Consider the following 21578-nt stretch of genomic DNA (forward strand, 5'->3'; position numbering starts at 1 on the left):
TTTCTTGCAAGCCTTGATTTTACCGGTTCCAATGCGGTGCTCACAGCAACAGTGCCGAGCCCCATTTGATAATATCAAAGAAGAATTTGTTCTGGTTGGTGGCAATGCCGTCGCCACTTTTCTTCGACGTACCATCTTCGTTTTTGCTGTCATCCACCATGCCGTCTTTATATTGGCCTTTCACCACGTCCAAATCGTCGCGCGCTTGGCTGCGAAGAACCTGACAGGTTTTCGCCTCTAAGGGCTCAATTTCGCCCACTTCAGTGCGGAATTTTTTGAATTGGTAGGTGGCGTAATTCATAGATTTTTCATCTTGTTGAATGATTTTCACATAATCTTCGCCGATGATTTTTTCCAACGGATAGAAAAACACATATTGCGAATGGATATAGCTGTCTTCTTTGGCAAAATGTTGTTGTTGAATGCGCGTTAAATTTGGGTAAATACACTGTTCCGCTTGCTTGCTGGCAATCGCCCAAAGTTTGGCGTCTTTGTCGGAAAGTTGATAATCCGCACCGGCGAATTCGCCGGGAATCGGCGATTGTGACGCGCCAAAAAGACTACAAGCAGCAAGTAATAAACTCATTGTGAATGTCGCGATATATTTCATTTTAAATCCTTGTTTTTTTCAAATGGCCGAGATTCTAACAATAAGCGAAAAAGAGATAAAGCGCGAAATGAATTTAGTTTTCCGAATCCACCGAATTTCCGCTATAATGGCCGCGTTTTTTTGTCTCAAATTAAAAGGTATTCTCATGCAAAATCCAAAAGATGACGTCCTTTACGCCCCTGTCGAGTGGGTTGATCACAGCGAAGGTTACAGCGACATTCGTTATCACAAATCCGCCGACGGGATCGCGAAAATCACCATTAATCGTCCGGAAGTGCGTAACGCGTTCCGTCCTCAAACCGTGAAAGAAATGATCACCGCTTTTGCCGATGCCCGTTTTGACGAAAAAATCGGTGTTATCGTGCTAACCGGTGAAGGCGAAAAAGCGTTCTGTTCCGGCGGTGACCAAAAAGTCCGCGGCGATTACGGCGGTTACAAAGACGAAAGCGGCGTGCATCATTTAAACGTATTGGATTTCCAACGCGATATTCGCACCTGCCCGAAACCGGTGGTAGCGATGGTAGCGGGTTACGCTATCGGCGGCGGCCACGTATTACACATGCTTTGCGATTTAACCATTGCGGCGGACAACGCGATTTTCGGTCAAACCGGTCCGAAAGTGGGTTCATTTGACGGCGGTTGGGGCGCAAGCTATATGGCGCGCTTAGTCGGTCAGAAAAAAGCACGCGAAATTTGGTTTTTATGTCGTCAATATAATGCGCAAGAAGCCTTAGATATGGGCTTAGTCAATACCGTCGTGCCTTATGCTGATCTTGAAAAAGAAACCGTGCGTTGGTGTCGCGAAATGTTGCGCAACAGTCCGATTGCGCTCCGTTGCTTAAAAGCCGCATTGAACGCGGATTGCGACGGACAAGCGGGTCTACAAGAATTGGCCGGTAACGCAACCATGTTGTTCTATATGACCGAGGAAGGACAAGAAGGCCGCAACGCGTTCAACGAAAAACGTGCGCCGGATTTCAGCAAATTCAGACGTAATCCTTAATTCATATTTCAAAACGCGGTTAAAAATCTTCAGGAATTTTCGGTACTATGCTAATGCACAAACTCTCCGAATGAAGTATGAGTTCAAGTCACAAAATAGCACTGCATTGGAAGCCGCTTCAATGCGGTGCTATTTTATGAGGTCATTTCAGCCTTGTGCAACAGCTACGTAATTTCATAAATTTTGACTGCACCTTTATATTGGGAGAAAGCCATGGCAAACAAATCTTTCAATCTTTATCGCTATTCCATTCCCGTCGATAGCCAGTTCATTCTCGGTGATCGTTTTCTTAAGCGTCGCGAAGGTTTATTAGTGCGCGTCAGTTGCAGTCGTGACGGCTGGGGAGAAATCGCGCCCTTACCCGGTTTTAGCGAAGAAACGCTCGAGCAAGCACAAGAACAAGCCATCAAATGGCTGACAAATTGGCAACAAGCGAGTTGCGACGCGCCACGCGTTCCCTTGGATGGTACTTATCCATCCGTCGCTTTCGGCATCAGTTGCGCGATGGATGAAATGAAAGGTTATTTAAAAGAAGCGGCAAATTTTAATACAGCACCGCTTTGCTACGGCGATCCTGATGAACTTTATGCCGAACTGGCCGCCATTGAAGGTGAAAAAGTCGCGAAAATGAAAGTCGGTATGTACGAAGCCAATCGTGACGGTTTAATTGCCGATATGTTTTTAGAAGCCATTCCCGATTTACAATTGCGTTTAGACGCCAATCGTCGTTGGGCATTGGAAAAAGCGCTGCAATTTGCGGCTAAAGTGAAGCCCGAACATCGCGCTCGTATTCAATTTTTGGAGGAACCTTGTAAGAGCACCGCACTGAGCCTGCAATTCGCCGCGCAAACCGGTATTCCCGTGGCGTGGGACGAAACCTTACGCGACCCAAATTTCGATATAGCGACACTGGCAGAAAATCGTCCGTACTTAGTGGCTATTGTGATTAAACCAACGCTAATCGGTTCTATCGAGCGTTGCGTGGCATTAATTAATCAAGCGCGCGCATTGGGGCTCAATGCGGTGCTCAGTTCAAGTATTGAAAGCAGCCTCGGTTTAACCCAATTGGCACGCCTGGCGCAACAATACACACCGAATGTGACGCCGGGTTTGGATACCCTCGACTTAATGGCGTATCAAGTGCTTCGCCCATGGCCGGGTTCGACTTTGCCATTAATTGATCTTGATTCCGAATTTATCACTAAAATTATCTGATTCGACCACCGTTTGATTAAAAATCAGTATAATCCTCAAACCTAAAAGGAAGAGAAAATGTCGCAAAAAAACCGAATTTTGCTGCTAAATGGCCCGAATTTAAATATGTTGGGCGCGCGCGAACCGGCTTATTATGGCAGTTTATCGCTTGCTGCGATTGAATCAAATATGCAAGCGTTGGCGGCGCAAAACAATGTGGAACTTGAATGTTTTCAAGCTAATAGCGAAGAAAAATTGATCGATAAAATTCACCAAAGTTTTCAGCAAGTTGATTTTATTTTAATCAATCCGGCCGCTTACACTCATACCAGCGTAGCATTGCGCGATGCGTTGTTGGCGGTATCAATTCCATTTGTGGAAATTCACTTGTCCAACATTCATAAACGCGAGCCATTTCGTCACCATTCTTATTTTAGCGATGCGGCGCAGGGCGTAATTTGCGGATTAGGCGCCAAGGGCTATGAATTCGGCTTTTTATTTGCATTGGATTATCTTGCGAAAAAACAAGAAAATTAGGTATTTTGCGCCAAATTCATAGAATTTTGTCGCAATTTGGCTAAATTTAAGGTAATCTCTTCCGGCAAAAAAAGTTTCTGAATGACCGCATTTTTTCATGCTTTATCGTAATAAAAATGCGGTCAAAAATTTCATTATTTTTTAGGAAAAACGTATGGACATTCGTAAAATTAAAAAACTCATCGAGTTAGTTGAAGAATCCGGCATTACCGAATTAGAAGTGCAAGAAGAAGAAGGCACGGTGCGTATTAGCCGCGCCGCACCTACGACGCTACCGGCTGCGGTTCAATACGCCGCACCGGTTGCCGCGCCGGCACCAACTGCCACACCTGCACCCGCCATGCCGGCGGCGCCGACTCCGACTCCTGCAACAGATGAATTATCCGGTCATCTCGTTCGTTCTCCGATGGTGGGAACTTTCTACCGTAGCCCAAGCCCTGAAGCCAAAGCCTTCGTTGAAGTGGGACAAAGCGTAAAAGTCGGCGACGCTCTTTGCATTGTCGAAGCGATGAAAATGATGAACCGCATTGAAGCGGACAAAGCCGGCGTCGTGAAAGCCATTCTGATCAACGACGGAGAACCGGTTGAATTTGACGAACCGTTAATCGTTATCGAATAATCCTATCAATTATCTAAAATGGCGGCTTTCCCGCCATTTTTTAACAAGCGGAATTTCTTATGTTAGAAAAAGTTGTTATCGCCAATCGCGGTGAAATCGCACTGCGAATTTTGCGCGCCTGCAAAGAATTAGGCATTAAAACCGTTGCGGTACATTCCACCGCAGACCGTGAATTGAAACACGTTCTACTTGCCGATGAAACCGTATGTATCGGTCCTGCACAGTCATCCAAAAGTTATTTAAATATTCCGGCAATTATTGCCGCAGCCGAAGTGACCGGCGCTGACGCCATCCATCCGGGCTACGGTTTCCTTTCCGAAAACGCTAACTTCGCCGAACAAGTAGAAAGTTCCGGTTTTATTTTTATCGGCCCAACCGCCGATGTGATCCGTTTAATGGGCGACAAGGTATCCGCCATTAACGCCATGAAAAAAGCCGGTGTGCCTTGTGTGCCGGGTTCCGACGGTCCGTTAAGTTCCGATATTAGCAAAAACAAAGAAATCGCCAAACGTATCGGCTACCCGATCATTATTAAAGCCTCTGGTGGTGGTGGTGGTCGCGGTATGCGCGTGGTGCGTAGCGAAGATGCCTTGGAAGAATCCATCGCGATGACCAAAGCAGAAGCCAAAGCCGCATTTAATAACGACATGGTTTACATGGAAAAATATTTGGAAAATCCACGCCATGTAGAAATTCAAGTGTTAGCCGATACTCATGGTAATGCCGTGTATCTTGCCGAGCGTGATTGTTCCATGCAGCGTCGCCACCAAAAAGTGGTGGAAGAAGCGCCTGCGCCGGGCATCAGTGAGGAAGTGCGTCGCGACATCGGCTCCCGCTGTGCAAAAGCCTGCGTAGAAATTGGTTATCGCGGTGCAGGTACCTTTGAGTTTTTGTATGAAAACGGCGAATTCTATTTCATTGAAATGAACACCCGTATCCAAGTAGAACATCCGGTGACCGAAATGATTACCGGCGTGGATTTGGTGAAAGAACAATTGCGCATCGCTTCCGACTTACCGATTTCCTTTAAACAAGAAGACATTAAAGTGAAAGGGCACGCCATCGAATGCCGTATTAACGCGGAAGATCCAAAAACCTTCCTCCCTTCCCCCGGTAAAGTGGCACATTTACACTCCCCGGGCGGCTTGGGCGTGCGTTGGGATTCTCACATTTATGCGGGCTACACCGTTCCACCGCATTATGACTCGATGATCGCCAAACTGATTACTTATGGCGATACGCGTGAAGTGGCAATCCGTCGCATGCAAAACGCATTATCGGAAACCATCATTGACGGCATTAAAACCAACATCCCATTGCATGATCTAATTTTAGCAGACGAGAACTTCCAAAAAGGCGGTACCAATATTCACTATTTGGAGAAAAAATTAGGCATGCACGATTAATCATGCTCAAACAGGAAAAACGGCTTACCCAAAGTAAGCCGTTTTGTTTTCAATGCGGTGCCAATCTGCAAAGACGGCGCGTTCAATGCGGTGCTAATTGGAAGGTTCAATTTTCGCCTCAAGAATCTTTACTAAGGCGCATTCAGCTCACCGCAAACGATTACAAGCTTAATAAAAGCCAAAAGATAAAATGCACGGAACAAGCCTCAAGGCTTCGGGAAAATCGCGCCTAAGCTGATCGCTTTTTGCGCGCCCGTTACTTCCGGCACATTGCCGGATTGATTGTGCATTCGACGGTAGGCCAACCAAGCAAAGGCAGCCGCTTCCACATAATCCGGATCCAAGCCGAAATCACTCGTCGTGCTAATTTGCCATGGTGTTAAATGCTCGGCAAGACGTTGCATCATCAATCTATTTTTTACGCCGCCACCACACACCAGCAGGCGTTTGGCCAGTGGCGTATCAATGTTTTTCAAGTTGTCAGCAATGGTGCGAACGGTAAACTCCACCAACGTAGCTTGCACGTCTTGCGCTGAAATCGGCAACGAAAGCGCACTTGATTGTTCACGCGTTTTTTCGATTTTGGCTTCCAACCAAGACAAATTGAAAAGCTCGCGCCCGCTACTTTTTGGCGCGCTCAGCCGGCAAAAAGGTTCGTCTAACAGTTCGCGCAATAATGCTTCGTTCAATTTTCCCATCGCTCCCCAAGCGCCGTTCTTGTCGTAAGAGACGCCTTGATATTTTTCGATCCATTGATCCAACAAGGTGTTGCCCGGGCCGGTATCGAACCCCATCACCGGGTGATGCGGAATCAGCAACGAAACATTACTGATGCCGCCAATATTCAACACCGCCGTAGCGAAATTCGGATCAAAAAATATCGCTTGATGAAAAGCCGGCACCAAGGGCGCGCCTTGTCCGCCGAAAGCCATATCTTTACGCCGAAAATCCCCCACAACGGTGATACCGGTGCGGGCGGCAAGCAAATTCATATCGCCGATTTGCATGCTAAAGGGAAACTCGCCGTGCGGTGCATGCCATACCGTTTGTCCATGGCAACCGATAGCACGGATTTGCCCGGCTGAAATTTGATGGGTCTGTAAAAAACGATTTACGCAATCGGCATATAGTAAAGCGAATTGATGATCCAATTCGCCTAATTGTTGCAAGGTAGTTATGCCGGAGCGCACCAATGCGGTGCTGTTTTCACGTATCAATTGCGGCATGGGTGTGAAATCCGTTGCAACGCATATTGGTTGCGACGAAGCAAAATCCAGTAGTGCCAGATCTACGCCGTCAAGGCTGGTGCCGGACATTATGCCGAGATAATATTCCGTGTGCATGTTAATTTAACGCGTAAGGCAAGGGTTGAACGACAAGTGTGGTTTCATCTTGCGCTAAACGAAAAACTTGTGTCGGATCGATGTCATTATTCAGCACCACGAGCAGCCACAACAGGCCGTCTAAATTCACCGCATTTATGATACTGCCGGTTTTACGCCAATTGGACTCAAGCCGCATTTCGATTTCGCTGCCAATTGCCGGTAGCGTTTGAGTTTTGCCTTTTAAAATAAACATCGCACGTTTATTGGCGCCACGATATTTTGCACGTGCCACCGTTTCTTGCCCGATATAGCAACCTTTAGTGAAGGAAATGGCTTGCTCAATGGCCTGTAAATTTAACGCTTGTGGAATAAATAGGTTTTGCGTTGCCGCGCTTAAATTCGGTAGTCCCGCTTGAATATCCGCGCTTTCCCATATTTTTTCATCCGCATTGAAATTAATCGGCAAAGCACTTTCGTTTAACAAAATTGCGCGCTGTTCATCGATTTCCAGCGTAAAACGCGGTTCGATTTTGCCGCATTTTTTGCCGATCAAACCGACGATTTGCCAATCGCGCAAATCAAAACTGATTTTGGAAAACACCGCATATTTTTTCAGCGCATCTAAGGCGCTCGGCAACAAGTCTTTTTTTATCAACAAAAAGAACTGCTCGGAATCGACCTTCAACAAACGAAAAATCGCGTTCATTTTGCCTTTCGGATCACAATGGGCGGCAAGCGTATTCGCGCCACTTGGTAAGGCGATTAGGTCGGCGGTAAGTTGACCTTGTAAATATTTTTCCGCGTCCGCACCGTGCGCTTCAATAAGCTGATATTGATCAAGTCGAATGAATTGGGACATGCCGTTCTCCTATTCTAAATTCTGAATTTGCTCGCGCATTTGTTCGATAAGCACTTTGAGTTCCACTGCCGAAGCCGTAATGTCCGCATTAATGGATTTAGACGCCAAAGTGTTCGATTCACGATTGAGTTCTTGCATCATAAAATCCAATTTGCGTCCCACTGCACCGCCTTTTTTCAGAATATTGGCGGTTTCTTTCACGTGCATTTGCAGACGATCCAATTCTTCCGCCACGTCCACGCGTTGCGCCAGTAAAATCATTTCTTGCTCGACGCGTTGCGGATCAAGATTAATTTGCGCCTCTTCGAAACGTTGCAACAAACGCTCGCGTTGCCATTGCAAAACCGCCGGCATTTGCACCCGCACTTTATCCGCTTCGATGGAAATGGCGTCTAAACGTTGTTGAATAATGCCTTGCAATTTCTCGCCTTCGCGACCACGCATTGCAATGAAATCACGCAACAGTTCGTCAAAAGCCAGCAATAAATCTTGGCTAATGACGTCCAAATCTTCTTGAGCTTCCACCACGCCGGGATAACGCAACACCTCGGTGAGATTAATCTCGCCTTCGCCCGCTTGAGCTTTAAGCCATCGCAACGATTGAATCACTTGATCGGCGAGTTCCTTGTTTAAATTCAGCACCGCATTGGCGGATTTTTTGCTTTCGATGCGCAATGCACATTCGATTTTGCCGCGCGTTAAATTTTGTCGAAGTTTTTCACGAAGGGTATTTTCCAAGCCGCGGAACTGTTCCGGCAAGCGGAAATAATTTTCTAAATAACGTTGATTTACGGAACGCATCTCCCACACGGCATCGCCCCAGTCTTTTTTTATTTCAAGGCGCGCAAAGGCCGTCATACTATAAATCATAAGCTCTCCTCATCTTTTGTCTTAATTGATTCGGCATTTATTGTAGCGATCAGGCGGGGGAAAAGAAATATTGAGTTAGCCCGCAAAACTCGCAAACCATCCCAAATTTGCCCCAACTTGTGCCGCAATGTTTAAGACGCCGAAGAGGATAATAAAGCCGATCATAAAATTGCCGCCGTACACTTTATAACTCGCTTGCGGGAATTTTTGACGGCTGGCGCGCACCAGTAAAGCCGGCACGATTGCCGCCCAAATGGTAGCGGCAAGACCGGCGTAACCGATGGCGATGACAAAACCGTAAGGGAATTGGAGACTCAACAATAACGGCGGTAAAAAGGTGACTAATGCGGTTTTACTTCTGCCGGCAAAGCTGTCGTCGAAGCGGAGTAAATCGGCTATATAGTCGAATAAACCGAGGGTTACGCCCAAAAATGAGCTGGCAATCGCCATGTAGGCGAAGAAATTTAAAATCACCGCAATGTAATCGGTTTCGATATATTTGTGCAAAGCTTCAAGCAAGGCGGACACATCGCCACCTTTTTCGATCACCGGTGCAAACTCGCTGCGTGGCAAATTGCCTTGAATGGCCAACTGCCACAAAATATAAATCACTAACGCCAGACCGGTGCCGATAAAAATGGATTTCATCACACGACCGCCATCGCGATGATAATATTTAACCAAACTCGGAACGTTGCCATGGAAACCGAAAGACACCAAACACACCGGTAATGCGGTCAGTAAATAAGGCAAATATTGCTGTTCGCCCGTCGCAACGGTGTTCAATAATACATCAGATTTCACCGATCCGAGTAGGCCGGCGGTTGAAAGAAAAAAGGCAATAACCATTCCGCCTATCAATGCGGTGGTAAAACGATCCACCGCTTTGGTGGAAAGCCAAACAAAAGCGGCTAAAACCAAACAGAAAATCAACGAACCGGAAGTACGCCCGATATCCACCGCGCTTTCGGCGGAACCGAAGGCTTGGTTAAGCAGGTTCTGGGTAATACCGCCGCCCGAGGTAATATAAGCGTAAGTTAAAATATACAATACGAAAGCGACGGATAAACCGTTTAACAGGTTCCAACCTTTACCGAGCAAGTCTTTTACGATAGTGTCGAAACTGGCACCGGTCGGGTAATGCAAATTGGCTTCCAAAATCATTAAGCCCGAAGTGGTCATACAAAACCAGGTATAAATCAAGGCAAGAATCGAACCGATGAACCACACGCCGGCGGTGGAAGTTGGATTGGCGAGCATACCTGCGCCGATTGCGGTGCCGGCAATAATCATCGCGCCGCCTAACAAAGAAGGAGATTTTTGTTGTGTCATAAAAGATTCCCTAGCGTAAAATTTGCACTATTATAGTAGTACAAAGGTAAAAGGCAATATTTTATTCTCGACAAACTTTGACATAAAAATTTATAATTGCCCCCCTCATTTGGAGTACAAAAAAGGAATCAACGATGAAAAAACAACTTAAATCCTTCGCTTTTGCCGCTGCAGCCGCTTTTGTGCTTAACGCATGCGCCGATTCGGCCTCAATTAATCAACAAGCGGCCGCAAATTACGCGCAAGAAATGGGTAAAATCCGCAGCCAGGGCGGCGTGGACAACAGTTCGCAAACAGCCAAACGCGTACACCGCATCTTTAACAAAATGGTGCCTTACGCCAATAAAGAAAATCAAACCGGTCAACCGTTTAACTGGCAGATTACAGTCATTAAATCCAAAGAACTCAACGCTTGGGCAATGCCGGGCGGCAAAATGGCGTTTTATACGGGCTTAGTGGATTCCTTAAAATTAAACGATGATGAAATTGCTACCGTGATGGGACACGAAATGGCGCATGCACTGAAAGAACACGGTAAAGCTGAAGCGAATTTCGGTATGGCGACGGGCATCGCTGCTTCTTTAGGGCATGTGGCACTTTCTACTGTGATCGGTTCCGATGCCAGTGAATTAGCGATTGGACTGACCAAAAATTACGGTTTGGATAAACCATTTTCACGCAGTGCGGAAACCGAAGCGGACGAAGTGGGCTTAATGCTGATGGCGAAATCCGGTTTTAATCCGCAAGCCGCGCCGGGATTATGGGAGAAAATGAAAAAAGCCTCCGGCGGTTCGGAAGGCGTATTGGACGCCTTGGCTTCTACACACCCGACCGATGAAGCGCGCCAAGAAAATTTGCGTCGCTTGTTACCGGAAGCAATGAAACTTTATCAAGCCGCGAAAAAATAAAAATACAAAAACAAACCGCACATTAAAGTGCGGTTTTTTATTGCAATCGACTGTTGTCGTCGGACGTCTGAATCAGCACCGCATTGAAAGCGGAAAGCGCGCCAATAGCGGCTCCAATGCGGTGCTGTTTTAGTCCCTCACCAACATTGGTTTCAAGAACCGCGCCGTATGCGAGTCTTCTGCATTCGCCACCTCTTCCGGTGTACCGACTGCAATAATTTGTCCGCCGCCACTGCCGCCTTCCGGTCCAAGATCTACAATCCAGTCGGCGGTTTTAATCACGTCGAGATTGTGTTCGATCACCACAATAGTGTTACCTTGATCGCGTAGTCGGTGCAACACTTCAAGAAGTTGTTTGATATCCGCAAAGTGTAAACCGGTGGTTGGTTCATCCAGAATATACAGCGTTTTACCCGTATCGCGTTTGGAAAGTTCGGTCGCTAATTTTACGCGTTGCGCTTCACCGCCGGAAAGCGTGGTTGAAGATTGCCCCAAGCGAATATACGACAAGCCCACATCCATTAAGGTTTGCAATTTACGCGCAATCATCGGAATCGCATCGAAAAACTCGCGCGCTTCTTCCACCGTCATATCCAGTACTTGATGAATAGTTTTGCCTTTGTAACGAATTTCCAAGGTTTCGCGGTTATAGCGTTTGCCTTTACATTGGTCGCACGGCACATATACGTCCGGTAAAAAATGCATTTCCACTTTGATTACGCCATCACCCTGACAGGCTTCACAACGCCCGCCACGCACATTGAAACTGAAACGCCCAGGATTATAACCGCGCGCACGCGCTTCCGGCACGCCGGCGAATAGTTCGCGAATCGGCGTAAACAAACCGGTATAAGTCGCCGGATTAGAACGCGGCGTGCGTCCGATCGGGCTTTGGTTAATATCGATGACTTTATCGAAATGTTCCAATCCTTCAAGAGATTTGTATGGTGCATAATCAGTTTTATCTGCACGATTTAAGGCGTTTTGCGCTAATGGAAATAATGTATCGTTAATCAAGGTTGATTTTCCGGAACCCGATACACCGGTGATACAGGTGAACAAACCTACCGGAATATCCAAGTTTACGTCTTTTAAGTTGTTACCTGACGCACCTTTGAGCTTGAGCCATTTTTTCTTATTCAATGCGGTGCGTGTTGTCGGTACCGCAATTTTCTCTTTGCCCGACAAGAATTTTCCGGTAATCGAGTTCGGGTTTGCCATAATTTCTTGCACGTTACCTTGCGCGATCACCTGCCCACCATGCACACCGGCCCCCGGACCGATATCAATAATATGATCAGCCGCACGAATGGCGTCTTCGTCGTGTTCCACCACGATTACGGTATTACCGAGGTTGCGCAAATGCATCAAGGTATTGAGCAAGCGTTCGTTATCGCGTTGGTGCAAGCCGATGGATGGTTCGTCCAACACATACATCACGCCTACCAAGCCCGCACCGATTTGGCTTGCCAAGCGAATCCGCTGCGCTTCACCGCCCGACAGGGTTTCCGCCGAACGGGAGAGGGAGAGATAACTCAACCCGACATTCACCAAGAACTGTAAACGCTCGCGGATTTCTTTTAAGATCTTCTCAGCGATTTGCGCTTTCTGTCCATGTAATGAAAGTGTGGTAAAAAATTCTAGCGTTTGGCCGATACTTTTTTCCGAAATCATCGGCAAATTAGTTTGCCCAATATAGACATTGCGTGCTTCAGGACGTAAACGCGAACCGCCACAATCCGCACAAGGACGATTACTGATATTTTTCGCCAATTCTTCGCGCACTGACATGGACTCCGTTTCTTTATAACGACGCGCCATATTGTTCAAAATGCCTTCAAACGGGTGCTTACGAATCACCACATCGCCACGATCATTCATATATTGGAACTCGATTTCTTCCTTACCGGAGCCGTGCATAATGATGTGCCGAATATTCTTCGGCAGGGTTTCATAAGGCGCCTCTACATCGAAATCATAATGCTTAGCAAGCGACGTTAGCATTTGATAATAATAGAAATTACGACGATCCCAACCTTTCACCGCCCCTCCGGCAAGAGAAATGCTCGGATTTTGCACCACGCGTTCTTCATCGAAATATTGCTGTACGCCCAAGCCGTCGCAAGTCGGGCAAGCACCCGCCGGATTGTTAAAAGAAAATAAACGTGGCTCAAGTTCAGGTACCGAATAACCGCAGTGAGGGCAAGCGAAGTTAGCGGAGAACATCAGTTCTTCCGCTTTCGGGTTATCCATATCTGCCACAATTGCTGTGCCACCGGAAAGCTCCAATGCGGTCTCAAAAGATTCCGCCAAACGGGTTGCCAAATCCGAACGCACTTTAAAGCGATCCACCACCACTTCGATGGTATGTTTTTTCTGTAATTCGAGCTTCGGCGGATCGGAAAGGTCGCAAATTTCTCCGTCAATACGCGCGCGAATATAACCTTGTGCAGCAATGCTTTCGAGAATCTTTACATGTTCGCCTTTACGATTTTTCACCACCGGTGCAAGCAACATCATTTTGGATTCTTCCGGCTGGCTCAACACTTTATCCACCATTTGGCTAACGGTTTGTGCCGTCAGCGGAACATCGTGATTCGGACAACGTGGTTCTCCTACGCGTGCAAACAACAAACGCAGATAGTCATAAATTTCGGTGATCGTTCCCACAGTAGAACGCGGATTATGTGAGGTAGATTTTTGTTCAATGGAAATTGCAGGCGATAAGCCTTCAATAGAATCCACATCCGGTTTTTCCATTAAAGATAAAAATTGACGTGCATAGGCAGACAAGGATTCCACATAACGACGTTGGCCTTCGGCATAAAGTGTATCGAATGCTAAGGAAGATTTACCCGAACCGGATAAGCCTGTAATAACGATGAGTTTATCGCGAGGAATGGTTAAATTGATGTTTTTCAAATTGTGGGTTCGCGCCCCACGAATATCGATATTTTCCATAAATAACTTGTTTGGATAGAAATAATTTTCAAAATTGCGCGCATTATCGCACATTTCAATATCTGCACAAATATCCAGTTAAATTTTATGGATCTTTTGCAAAATTTAAGGCAGAATAGCCGCACTTTTTTATTGAAAATATGAGGATTTTTATGGCTGGAGTAAATAAAGTCATCATCGTGGGTCATTTAGGTAATGATCCGGAAATTCGCACGATGCCAAACGGTGATGCGGTGGCAAACATTAGCGTGGCGACCAGTGAAAGCTGGAATGATCGTAACACCGGCGAACGTCGCGAGGTAACCGAATGGCACCGCATTGTATTCTATCGTCGCCAAGCGGAAATTTGTGGCGAATATTTACGTAAAGGCTCGCAAATTTATGTAGAAGGTCGTTTACGTACCCGTAAATGGCAGGATCAAAACGGTCAAGATCGCTATACCACCGAAATCCAAGGAGATGTGATGCAAATGCTCGGCAGCCGCAACCAAAATGCCGGTGGTTACGCAGCATCAGATATGGCGCAAAGCGCACCGCAAGCGTCTTACCAATCTCGCTCAAACAACAACTTCCAATCTTCCCGTCCGACTGCGCAACAAACTGCACCACAGCCGGAAGCGCCGATGGATGGATTCGATGACGATATTCCGTTTTGAGTTACATATAAATTAAAAATGATAAAGGGTCTGATGTTATGTCAGACCCTTTGTTTTTTGTAGCGTAAAGTCGGTGTATTTTTAGCGCAAAAGTGCGGTCATTTTTCTGTGCGTTTTTCCAACTTAAATTTTCCCTTAGATCTGGAAATAGCGTGGCAAGCAACTGCACTTTTAAAATATAGAGTAAGAAGGCATAATTTAAGCCCTCATTTTCAGAATTATTTGTTTAGGAGCAAAAGATGAAGATTTTATTATTGGATGGTGGTAAAAATTTCGGACATTCACATGGTGAGTTAAATCACACACTTCACAAAAAAGCGAAAGAAATTTTGACCGCACTTGGACACAATATAAAAGAAACCGTGATTGATGCCGGCTATGATGTTGAAGCAGAAATCGAAAAATTCTTGTGGATGGATGCCGTGATTTGGCAGATGCCAGGTTGGTGGATGCACGAACCTTGGACAGTGAAAAAATACATAGACGAAGTATTAACCGCCGGACACGGCAAGCTTTACCACAGTGATGGCCGCCATCGTGTTAATCCAACTGAAGGCTACGGCACAGGTGGCTTGTTGCAAGGCAAAAAACACATGCTTTCACTTACTTGGAATGCGCCGATTGAAGCCTTCACCCGCGAAGGTGACTTCTTCGAAGGTAAAGGTGTGGATGCTTTATACATGCACTTCCACAAACTCAACGAATTCATCGGCTTGACCCGTTTGCCGACATTCTTATGTAACGATGTGATTAAAAATCCACAAGTAGAACAATACTTGGCCAATTACCAAGCACATTTGGAAAAAGTGTTTGGCTAATTACACAATATGAGTTTAGAAGGTGGGCATTTTTGCTCACCTTTTTTATTTCAAACGCTTATCAAACTTCCTGATGGGGAGAGGGAAAGTGAATAGGCCGAGTTTAGATAAAACAAGGGCGCAAGTTTCGAAGAAGATTTGCAAAAATACCTAAAAATTTGACCGCTCTTTGGCATAAAAAGGCCGTCTGAAATTTAAGTTTCAGACGGCCTTTTATGTTTGAATTATTTACGACTTAAATACATTGGAATATCAGCTGTAGCTTGTTAAGGTATTTGTTGGAACTAGGCTACGACTACTAAAATTCCTTGCGAAATGCCAACGGTGTTTTCGGCATTTCTTTCTTAAAAAATTTGCCGAAATGCGTGGCCTCTTCAAAGCCGAGTTGCCACGCGATTTCTTTGACGGATGCTTTCGTATAAGCCAACAATCGCTTGCTTTCCAATAAAATCCTTTGATTAATGAACTGTTTTGCCGTTAGCCCCGCATATTGCCGGCAGGTTTGATTCAGTGTTTTTTCGTGGCATGAAAGCGCGTCAGAGTAAAACGCCAGTTGGTGCTGTATGGAAAAATGCGTTTCCAGCAACGCATAAAATGCCTGCCAACGCTGCTTGGGGAGGTCGGGCAGGGCGTTTTGTGGCGAATACACCGACGACAGACAAGTTAAATAAAATTGCCGAAGAATTAACCGCACAATTCGGTATTAAAGCGTACGTTATCGCTATCGATTTAGCCGAATCTAATGCTGCCAAACGCATTTTTGAGCAAACTCAGGCGTTAGGTATTCAAGTCGATTATCTGATTAACAATGCGGGTTTGGGCGGGCATGGCAAATTTGCCGAGCGGGATTTGGCAGATGAAATGCATATGGTGCAAGTGAATATTATCGCGTTGATGGCGTTAACCAGACTGTATCTGCCGGCAATGTTAGCGCAGCAGTCAGGCCGAATTTTGAATGTTTCGTCCACAGCATTATTTATGCCCGGCCCGAAGCAGGCAGTGTACTACGCCACCAAAGCTTTCGTGACTTCATTCAGCCAAGCCGTGGCGCAGGAAGTATCAGAAAGCGGTGTGACAGTTACGGCGCTTTGCCCTGGCGCAGTAGCAACGGGATTTGTGGCGGCTGGCAATTTGCAAGGTGTGGCCGCTTGGGATAACGCAAAATCGGTGCAATCCATGGCACAGTATGGCCACAAGACGATGATGCGCGGCGAATTGGTGGCATTTAACGAAGGAAAACTGCGTTTTATGCTGGATTGGATCATTCCGTTCCTACCACGTCGTTTGGTACTGAAAATGTCGCAAATGGCGATGGAGAAGAAATAATTTCTTTGTCATAAAAAATCCCCTAACGCTTTACGCGAGGGGATTTTTGTTTTTAAAGATGTGATATTTATTTCAATCCTTTTTTCACTAAATCTTCATATCCGCCATGATTGGTCACATTGGTGTAGCCGGCATTTTTTAACTCGGTCAATGCAGTTTCTGCACGGCGACCACTGCGGCAATAGAGATTAACAGGTGCGTTTTTGTCTGGACTAACTGCTTGAATGCGTGCAAGGATTTGATCGTGCGGAATGTTCACCGCATCTTGTAAATGACCTGCGTTAAATTCATCTGCAGAACGCACATCAATCCAAACTCCTTTTGCTTTTTCAGGTTGTGCCATATTTTGTGTCGTTTGTGATGCAGTATCAGCAGAAGCAACAAAAGGCGCGCTAATCGCCGCGGCAGAAAGCACCGCTGTGAGCAATTTTTTCATCATTCAATCTCCAATTAGGTAGAAAATAATCGTCTTACTGGTTTTAAAAACCGTATTAAGTTAATGGCCATATTACCCTCAAATATGAAGATAATAAACTGTAAATTAAACAAAAAATAATTTTCTAAAAAACACCTGAAATTTTGACCGCTCTTCCGCATAAAAATCCTCCCATCCTATTATTCGCCTAAAAAATAAAAATTTAACCATTTTTTCGTTTGGAAAAGTGTATAAATATAAACTTATATTGTTAGAAAAAGTGTATTCAGTGCTGTATAATTAGCCTATATCCGTTGTTTTGGAGAGGCGTTATGCAGCGTAAAATCATGCAATCATTAGAAAAATGGAAACATAAAACAAACCGCAAACCATTAATTATTCAAGGAGCAAGACAGGTAGGGAAAACCTGGGGGATGAAACACTTTGGCGAGCAATCATTTGAAAAAGTAGCGTATATCAACTTTGATAATAATCCTCGAATGAAAACGTTATTTTCTGGCGACTATGATATTGAGCGTTTGATACTTGGTTTGAAAATTGAAAGCGGTGTCGATATTCAAGCAGAAAACACTCTGATTATTTTTGATGAAGTACAAGAAGTCCCGCAAGCATTATCATCACTCAAATATTTTTACGAAAATGCACCTCAATTTTATATTGTCACGGCAGGCTCATTGCTTGGGGTGTCACTACATCATCAAGTCTCTTTTCCTGTCGGCAAAGTGGACTTTCTACCGCTTTATCCTATGGATTTTCACGAATTTTTAACCGCACTTGGCAAACAAGATTTGGTGAAATTGCTTGAGCTGAAAGACTGGTCGCTAATTTCAGCCATGAAAACCACCTATATTGATTTACTCCGTCTATATTATTTTGTCGGCGGTATGCCTGAAGCGGTAAAAGTATTTATCGAAACACAAAATGTCGATGAAGTGCGTCAAGTGCAACGTAACTTATTGATGGCATATGAACAGGACTTTTCCAAACATATTCACGATGGTCAAACCGTGCAAAAAGTGCGGTCAATTTGGGCTTCCATTCCTGAACAGCTTGCCAAAGAAAATAAAAAATTTATCTATGCTCAGCTACAAAAAGGGGCGAGAAGCAAAGACTATGAAATTGCTCTGCAATGGCTAAAAGACAGCGGATTAGTGCATAGCGTGCCTCGTGTGAAGAAACCACATTTACCGCTTTCTGCCTATCAAGATAACGCCTTTAAATTGTATGGGTTAGATGTCGGGCTACTTGCCGCACAAAGCAATTTGGATGCCAGCGTACTGCTAGAAGGTAGCCGTATTTTTACCGAATTTAAAGGTGCTTTAACCGAACAATATGTCTTGCAACAACTGATAGCTACGCAAGAAAATCCCGTTTTTTATTGGGCGACTGAAAAAGGCACGGCAGAAATCGATTTTATTGTACAACGTAAGCAAGCTGTGATTCCGATTGAAGTCAAAGCAGAAGAAAATTTAAAAGCGAAAAGTTTGAAAGTGTATGTAGAACAATTTCAGCCCGAGCAAGCAATTCGCTTTTCAATGGCGGATTATAGGGAGCAGGATTGGATGGTGAATGTGCCGTTGTATGGGATAGATTTTATTAGTTTATAGTTATAGGAAGTAAAATGAAAACATACGAAATTAGTAGTATTAATGAGTTGAATAATCTTATTCAAAAATTAGGAGAACCTAAACAGGGAACCACTCGTTTTTTTAGAGGGCAAGCAGACAAAAAGTGGGGCATGAATCCAAGTATCTTTAGAAAGCCATATCTTATTGAGAATGAGGATAAAATTATTAAAGATGTATTAACTAATTGTCCAGATGATTTTTTACCTACTGATACTTTGTTTGAGAAGCTGGTGAAATTACAGCATTATGGTTGTAAAACAAGGCTTTTGGATTTAACCACAAATGCTTTGGTTGCTTTATATTTTGCTTGCCATGAGAAGAAACATCATCAAACAAATGGAGAATTAATCATTTTAGACATTCCGAATGATCAAATAAAATATTTTGATAGTGACACAGTTGCTATTTTATCCGCTATTAGTGTACAACCAATGGATTTTGAAATAACAAAAAGTATTAAAGTTTCTGAAGATCAAAAAACATTAAAAGAGAATGATTATATAATTAAACAATATGAAAATATTCATAATTATGATGAAAATAGAACTCGAATATACCAAAGCTATAATATAGATTTACCAGATGTGAATGAATATTCTAGATTAATTAAGTCAGTAGCAAGAAAAGAAGGAGAAGATGCATTCAAACAATCATTTAATGAACAAAAAGAAATAATAAAATTGCTTCATGACGTTAGGGCAGATAAGCCAAGTTTTCGTCCTAAAATAGAATGTAGTGATTTGGAGAGAGTACTTTGTGTGAGAGCTAAACTTAATAATGCTAGAATATCACGCCAACAAGGTTGCTTTTTATTATATGGACTTGATAAAAACAAATTACAACCTGCAAAAGTTCCTGAAGAATGGCAGCAAAAAATAGATGGTAAGAAAATTATTGTAAAAAATAAGGCTAAAATAATGGAAGAACTTAAATCCTTTGGAATTAGCACTCAAACTTTATTTCCTGAATTAGAAAAACAAACCATAGAAATAATTGAGCGATATAAATAGTAAAGTAAACTAATTTCTAGTTGCAAAGGCATATTTCTACCTCTCAAAACTGTAGCCATCAATTTTTTATCATTTAATCTTCTTTAGGAGATGTATTTTAAGTTAGCAATTATGTTACTTACAAACACAAAATGAGACATTCCATGAGTTTCTTTAATAGGAAATTTAAGAAGAGTTAAGGAACAAACTGTCAGATATTGAAGGTAAGTTGCAAAAACACCTCAAAATTTGACCGCACTTTGTTATGAAAAAGCCGTCTGAAATTTCAGACAGCTTTTACTTTTAGCGCATCCACAATCAACTTAAACACATTGGAATACCCGCGGCGGCTGAGGTAGTAGAGGTAAAGCGGATCGTAAGTGATGGCTTATTCAGGCAACAGCTCGACCAGTTGCCCCGAATGGAGTGCTAAAAAAACCATCTTCTAAAAATCCCCTTTGACATCCCCCATCTTTACCGTGTTAAACGATGAGAACCGCCATCAAATCCTGCGCGTGCTGTGGGAACACGGCAAGATGAATGTCAATGAGCTGACCGAGCATCTGCATCTGTCGCGCCCTGCGGTGTCGTACCATTTGAAAATTATGTTGCAAGCCGGTGCGGTGGCGGTGGAGCAGGTCGGCAAAGAGCGGTTTTACAGTATTGCCATGGCGGATGCGGTGGCGAGGTTGAAACAGCTTGCCGATTTGATGGCTCAAAATTGCCCGCTTTCAAAGAAATGCTGAAAAAATGGGCGAAAGCCAGCACGCAAAACGACACGCTGCTTATCATGCAAATCAATCATGCGGGCAAACAGTCGCCTGCGGTGGTCAATAAAACGCCGCTTGCGCCGAGCGCCGTGCCGCTGGTGGGCATGGATGGCTTTATCAATCCGCCGCGTGAATTGAGTGCCGATGAAATCAACGGGCTGATTCAGCAATTCGTACAAACTGCCAAAATTGCCGAACAGGCAGGCTTTTCAGGCGTACAAATTCACGCCGCGCACGGCTATCTCATCAGCCAATTCCTCTTGCCACACCACAACCGCCGCCAAGACCAATGGGGCGGCAGCTTGGAAAACCGTATGCGCTTCCTTTTGGAAACCTACACCGCCACCCGCGCCGCTGTGGGTAAAGATTTCTTGGTGGGCGTAAAACTCAATTCGGCAGTTTTCCCAAAGGCGGTTTTGACGAAAGCAAATCGGTGCAAATGGTACAAAAACTGTCGGGAATGGGCATTGATTTTATTGAAGTTTCCGGTGGAAACTACGAAAGCCCGCAAATGCTCGCCGCCAAAGACAGCACCCGCAAACGCGAAGCCTTCTTTATCGATTACGCCGAAAAAGCCCGTGCAGTCAGCCAAGCCCGCTGATTATCACAGGAGGCTTCCGTTCACAAAGCACCATGGAAGACACACTCGCCAGCGGGCATCTGGATTTGGTCGGCGTCGCCCGTCCGTTTGCCTTAGTGCCTGATTTGGTAAACAAAATGCAAAACGGCACTTACCAGACCGTGCAAACCGACCGCATTCAAACGGGCGTAGCGTTTGTTGATAAAAAAGCAGGCGCGATGTTGGAAATGAACTGGTATATGACGCAAATGGACTTGATCAGACAAGGCAAACAGCCTGCTCTAAAACTATCAGTTTGAGGCCTTCAAGCAAGCCGAAAAAACATTCGTACATAATAGGATGCTGAAATCCTAGGCGTATTTAGGGTAAACAAAAAGCATTAAGGCACGAATTCACGGACTTAGTCGTTGAGTTGAATACGTCCTCGCACTTTTTAAGTATTAACCTTTTTTCACCCGTTTAATGGCCTAATGCGTTTCCAAACCAACTATCGGCGGACTCCAATGCGGTGCTATTTCAATAGCTCAATGCGGTGCTGTTTCGGTAGCTCAATGCGGTGCTATTTTGGTAGCTCAATGCGGTACTATTTCGGTAGTTCAATGCGGTGCTATTTCGGTAGTTCAATGCGGTGCTGTTTCGGTAGCTCAATGCGGTGTTATTTCGGTAGTTCAATGCGGTGCTGTTTCGGCAGCTCAATGCGGTGCTATTTCGATAGTTCAATGCGGTGCTATTTTGACACGCCAACGAATAG

At 44.7% G+C, this 21578-nt stretch carries 21 protein-coding genes and 1 pseudogene; 13 read left to right on the forward strand and 9 right to left on the reverse strand.

The features are described from left to right. Positions 1–40: 40 nt before the first annotated feature. Positions 41–610, reverse strand: a complete 570-nt coding sequence (locus tag AB3F25_RS06770; RefSeq protein ID WP_373603103.1) for a DUF5358 domain-containing protein — start codon at positions 608–610, stop codon at positions 41–43. A 145-nt stretch (positions 611–755) separates the two neighbouring features. On the opposite strand from AB3F25_RS06770, the gene menB reads away from it, so the two are divergent. The 5 genes from menB to accC all read left to right on the forward strand — a co-directional run bounded on the left by menB (position 756) and on the right by accC (position 5369). Then, complete coding sequence (menB, locus tag AB3F25_RS06775) at positions 756–1613, forward strand: 1,4-dihydroxy-2-naphthoyl-CoA synthase (RefSeq protein ID WP_373603104.1); 858 nt, start codon at positions 756–758, stop codon at positions 1611–1613. A gap of 213 nt (positions 1614–1826) precedes the next feature. After that, a complete protein-coding gene (menC, locus tag AB3F25_RS06780; protein WP_373603105.1) occupies positions 1827–2828 on the forward strand; it encodes an o-succinylbenzoate synthase in 1002 nt (333 codons plus the stop codon). 57 nt (positions 2829–2885) lie between these two features. After that, on the forward strand, positions 2886–3344 hold the full coding sequence (gene aroQ / locus AB3F25_RS06785) for a type II 3-dehydroquinate dehydratase (RefSeq protein ID WP_373603106.1): 459 nt from the start codon (positions 2886–2888) through the stop codon (positions 3342–3344). A 154-nt stretch (positions 3345–3498) separates the two neighbouring features. Then, positions 3499–3963 (forward strand): acetyl-CoA carboxylase biotin carboxyl carrier protein, encoded by a 465-nt coding sequence (gene accB / locus AB3F25_RS06790; RefSeq protein ID WP_373603107.1) that lies wholly within the window; start codon positions 3499–3501, stop codon positions 3961–3963. 59 nt (positions 3964–4022) lie between these two features. After that, on the forward strand, positions 4023–5369 hold the full coding sequence (gene accC / locus AB3F25_RS06795; protein WP_373603108.1) for an acetyl-CoA carboxylase biotin carboxylase subunit: 1347 nt from the start codon (positions 4023–4025) through the stop codon (positions 5367–5369). Positions 5370–5575: 206 nt separating this feature from the next. Here the strand turns inward: accC and AB3F25_RS06800 are convergent, their stop codons facing one another. The 4 genes from AB3F25_RS06800 to mtr all read right to left on the reverse strand — a co-directional run bounded on the left by AB3F25_RS06800 (position 5576) and on the right by mtr (position 9755). Beyond that, on the reverse strand, positions 5576–6712 hold the full coding sequence (locus tag AB3F25_RS06800; RefSeq protein WP_373603109.1) for an anhydro-N-acetylmuramic acid kinase: 1137 nt from the start codon (positions 6710–6712) through the stop codon (positions 5576–5578). Between the two features lies 1 nt (position 6713). Next, entirely contained in the window at positions 6714–7553 is an 840-nt protein-coding gene (locus AB3F25_RS06805; RefSeq protein ID WP_373603110.1) for a folate-binding protein, read from the reverse strand. Between the two features lie 9 nt (positions 7554–7562). After that, a complete protein-coding gene (locus AB3F25_RS06810; RefSeq protein WP_373603111.1) occupies positions 7563–8423 on the reverse strand; it encodes a YicC/YloC family endoribonuclease in 861 nt (286 codons plus the stop codon). 75 nt (positions 8424–8498) lie between these two features. Beyond that, positions 8499–9755 (reverse strand): tryptophan permease, encoded by a 1257-nt coding sequence (gene mtr, locus AB3F25_RS06815; RefSeq protein WP_373603112.1) that lies wholly within the window; start codon positions 9753–9755, stop codon positions 8499–8501. Between the two features lie 134 nt (positions 9756–9889). Between mtr and AB3F25_RS06820 the strand changes: the two genes are divergently transcribed. Beyond that, positions 9890–10663 carry a M48 family metallopeptidase gene (locus tag AB3F25_RS06820; protein ID WP_373603113.1) on the forward strand — a complete coding sequence of 258 codons (774 nt, stop codon included), beginning with the start codon at positions 9890–9892 and terminating at the stop codon, positions 10661–10663. 129 nt (positions 10664–10792) lie between these two features. On the opposite strand, the gene uvrA is transcribed toward AB3F25_RS06820, so the two are convergent. Further along, entirely contained in the window at positions 10793–13624 is a 2832-nt protein-coding gene (gene uvrA / locus AB3F25_RS06825; protein ID WP_373603114.1) for an excinuclease ABC subunit UvrA, read from the reverse strand. 152 nt (positions 13625–13776) lie between these two features. Between uvrA and AB3F25_RS06830 the strand changes: the two genes are divergently transcribed. Next, a complete protein-coding gene (locus AB3F25_RS06830) occupies positions 13777–14280 on the forward strand; it encodes a single-stranded DNA-binding protein (protein WP_373603115.1) in 504 nt (167 codons plus the stop codon). Between the two features lie 239 nt (positions 14281–14519). Further along, positions 14520–15098: an NAD(P)H-dependent oxidoreductase gene (locus AB3F25_RS06835; protein ID WP_373603116.1), complete on the forward strand. Its 579-nt coding sequence runs from the start codon at positions 14520–14522 to the stop codon at positions 15096–15098. 298 nt (positions 15099–15396) lie between these two features. On the opposite strand, the gene AB3F25_RS06840 is transcribed toward AB3F25_RS06835, so the two are convergent. Next, positions 15397–15684 (reverse strand): helix-turn-helix domain-containing protein, encoded by a 288-nt coding sequence (locus AB3F25_RS06840; RefSeq protein ID WP_373603117.1) that lies wholly within the window; start codon positions 15682–15684, stop codon positions 15397–15399. On the opposite strand from AB3F25_RS06840, the gene AB3F25_RS06845 reads away from it, so the two are divergent. Then, a complete protein-coding gene (locus AB3F25_RS06845) occupies positions 15609–16424 on the forward strand; it encodes an SDR family NAD(P)-dependent oxidoreductase (protein ID WP_373603118.1) in 816 nt (271 codons plus the stop codon). The genes AB3F25_RS06840 and AB3F25_RS06845 overlap by 76 nt on opposite strands. Positions 16425–16491: 67 nt before the next feature. On the opposite strand, the gene AB3F25_RS06850 is transcribed toward AB3F25_RS06845, so the two are convergent. After that, the gene (locus AB3F25_RS06850; protein WP_373604345.1) at positions 16492–16860 is read right to left on the reverse strand and encodes a rhodanese-like domain-containing protein; all 369 of its coding nucleotides are present in this window, start codon (positions 16858–16860) and stop codon (positions 16492–16494) included. A 311-nt stretch (positions 16861–17171) separates the two neighbouring features. Between AB3F25_RS06850 and AB3F25_RS06855 the strand changes: the two genes are divergently transcribed. The 4 genes and pseudogenes from AB3F25_RS06855 to AB3F25_RS06870 form a co-directional block, all read left to right on the forward strand. Then, a complete protein-coding gene (locus tag AB3F25_RS06855) occupies positions 17172–18467 on the forward strand; it encodes an ATP-binding protein (RefSeq protein ID WP_373603119.1) in 1296 nt (431 codons plus the stop codon). A 14-nt stretch (positions 18468–18481) separates the two neighbouring features. After that, complete coding sequence (locus AB3F25_RS06860; protein ID WP_373603120.1) at positions 18482–19498, forward strand: FRG domain-containing protein; 1017 nt, start codon at positions 18482–18484, stop codon at positions 19496–19498. A 437-nt stretch (positions 19499–19935) separates the two neighbouring features. After that, complete coding sequence (locus tag AB3F25_RS06865; protein ID WP_373603121.1) at positions 19936–20223, forward strand: ArsR/SmtB family transcription factor; 288 nt, start codon at positions 19936–19938, stop codon at positions 20221–20223. Continuing rightward, positions 20214–21126 (forward strand): annotated as a pseudogene (locus tag AB3F25_RS06870) (NADH oxidase); the annotation flags it as partial. The gene AB3F25_RS06865 and the pseudogene AB3F25_RS06870, both read left to right, overlap by 10 nt. Positions 21127–21343: 217 nt before the next feature. Here the strand turns inward: AB3F25_RS06870 and AB3F25_RS06875 are convergent. After that, positions 21344–21571 (reverse strand): hypothetical protein, encoded by a 228-nt coding sequence (locus AB3F25_RS06875; protein WP_373603122.1) that lies wholly within the window; start codon positions 21569–21571, stop codon positions 21344–21346. Positions 21572–21578: the final 7 nt, after the last annotated feature.

Source organism: Aggregatibacter sp. HMT-949 (assembly GCF_041734645.1).
Classification (GTDB): domain Bacteria; phylum Pseudomonadota; class Gammaproteobacteria; order Enterobacterales; family Pasteurellaceae; genus Rodentibacter.

Bases quoted from the DNA above. Each gene is read 5' to 3' on its own strand.
- AB3F25_RS06770 (WP_373603103.1), bottom strand. From the start codon at position 610: ATGAAATATATCGCGACATTCACAATGAGTTTATTACTTGCTGCTTGT.
- menB (WP_373603104.1), top strand. From the start codon at position 756: ATGCAAAATCCAAAAGATGACGTCCTTTACGCCCCTGTCGAGTGGGTT.
- menC (WP_373603105.1), top strand. From the start codon at position 1,827: ATGGCAAACAAATCTTTCAATCTTTATCGCTATTCCATTCCCGTCGAT.
- aroQ (WP_373603106.1), top strand. From the start codon at position 2,886: ATGTCGCAAAAAAACCGAATTTTGCTGCTAAATGGCCCGAATTTAAAT.
- accB (WP_373603107.1), top strand. From the start codon at position 3,499: ATGGACATTCGTAAAATTAAAAAACTCATCGAGTTAGTTGAAGAATCC.
- accC (WP_373603108.1), top strand. From the start codon at position 4,023: ATGTTAGAAAAAGTTGTTATCGCCAATCGCGGTGAAATCGCACTGCGA.
- AB3F25_RS06800 (WP_373603109.1), bottom strand. From the start codon at position 6,712: ATGCACACGGAATATTATCTCGGCATAATGTCCGGCACCAGCCTTGAC.
- AB3F25_RS06805 (WP_373603110.1), bottom strand. From the start codon at position 7,553: ATGTCCCAATTCATTCGACTTGATCAATATCAGCTTATTGAAGCGCAC.
- AB3F25_RS06810 (WP_373603111.1), bottom strand. From the start codon at position 8,423: ATGATTTATAGTATGACGGCCTTTGCGCGCCTTGAAATAAAAAAAGAC.
- mtr (WP_373603112.1), bottom strand. From the start codon at position 9,755: ATGACACAACAAAAATCTCCTTCTTTGTTAGGCGGCGCGATGATTATT.
- AB3F25_RS06820 (WP_373603113.1), top strand. From the start codon at position 9,890: ATGAAAAAACAACTTAAATCCTTCGCTTTTGCCGCTGCAGCCGCTTTT.
- uvrA (WP_373603114.1), bottom strand. From the start codon at position 13,624: ATGGAAAATATCGATATTCGTGGGGCGCGAACCCACAATTTGAAAAAC.
- AB3F25_RS06830 (WP_373603115.1), top strand. From the start codon at position 13,777: ATGGCTGGAGTAAATAAAGTCATCATCGTGGGTCATTTAGGTAATGAT.
- AB3F25_RS06835 (WP_373603116.1), top strand. From the start codon at position 14,520: ATGAAGATTTTATTATTGGATGGTGGTAAAAATTTCGGACATTCACAT.
- AB3F25_RS06850 (WP_373604345.1), bottom strand. From the start codon at position 16,860: ATGAAAAAATTGCTCACAGCGGTGCTTTCTGCCGCGGCGATTAGCGCG.
- AB3F25_RS06855 (WP_373603119.1), top strand. From the start codon at position 17,172: ATGCAGCGTAAAATCATGCAATCATTAGAAAAATGGAAACATAAAACA.
- AB3F25_RS06860 (WP_373603120.1), top strand. From the start codon at position 18,482: ATGAAAACATACGAAATTAGTAGTATTAATGAGTTGAATAATCTTATT.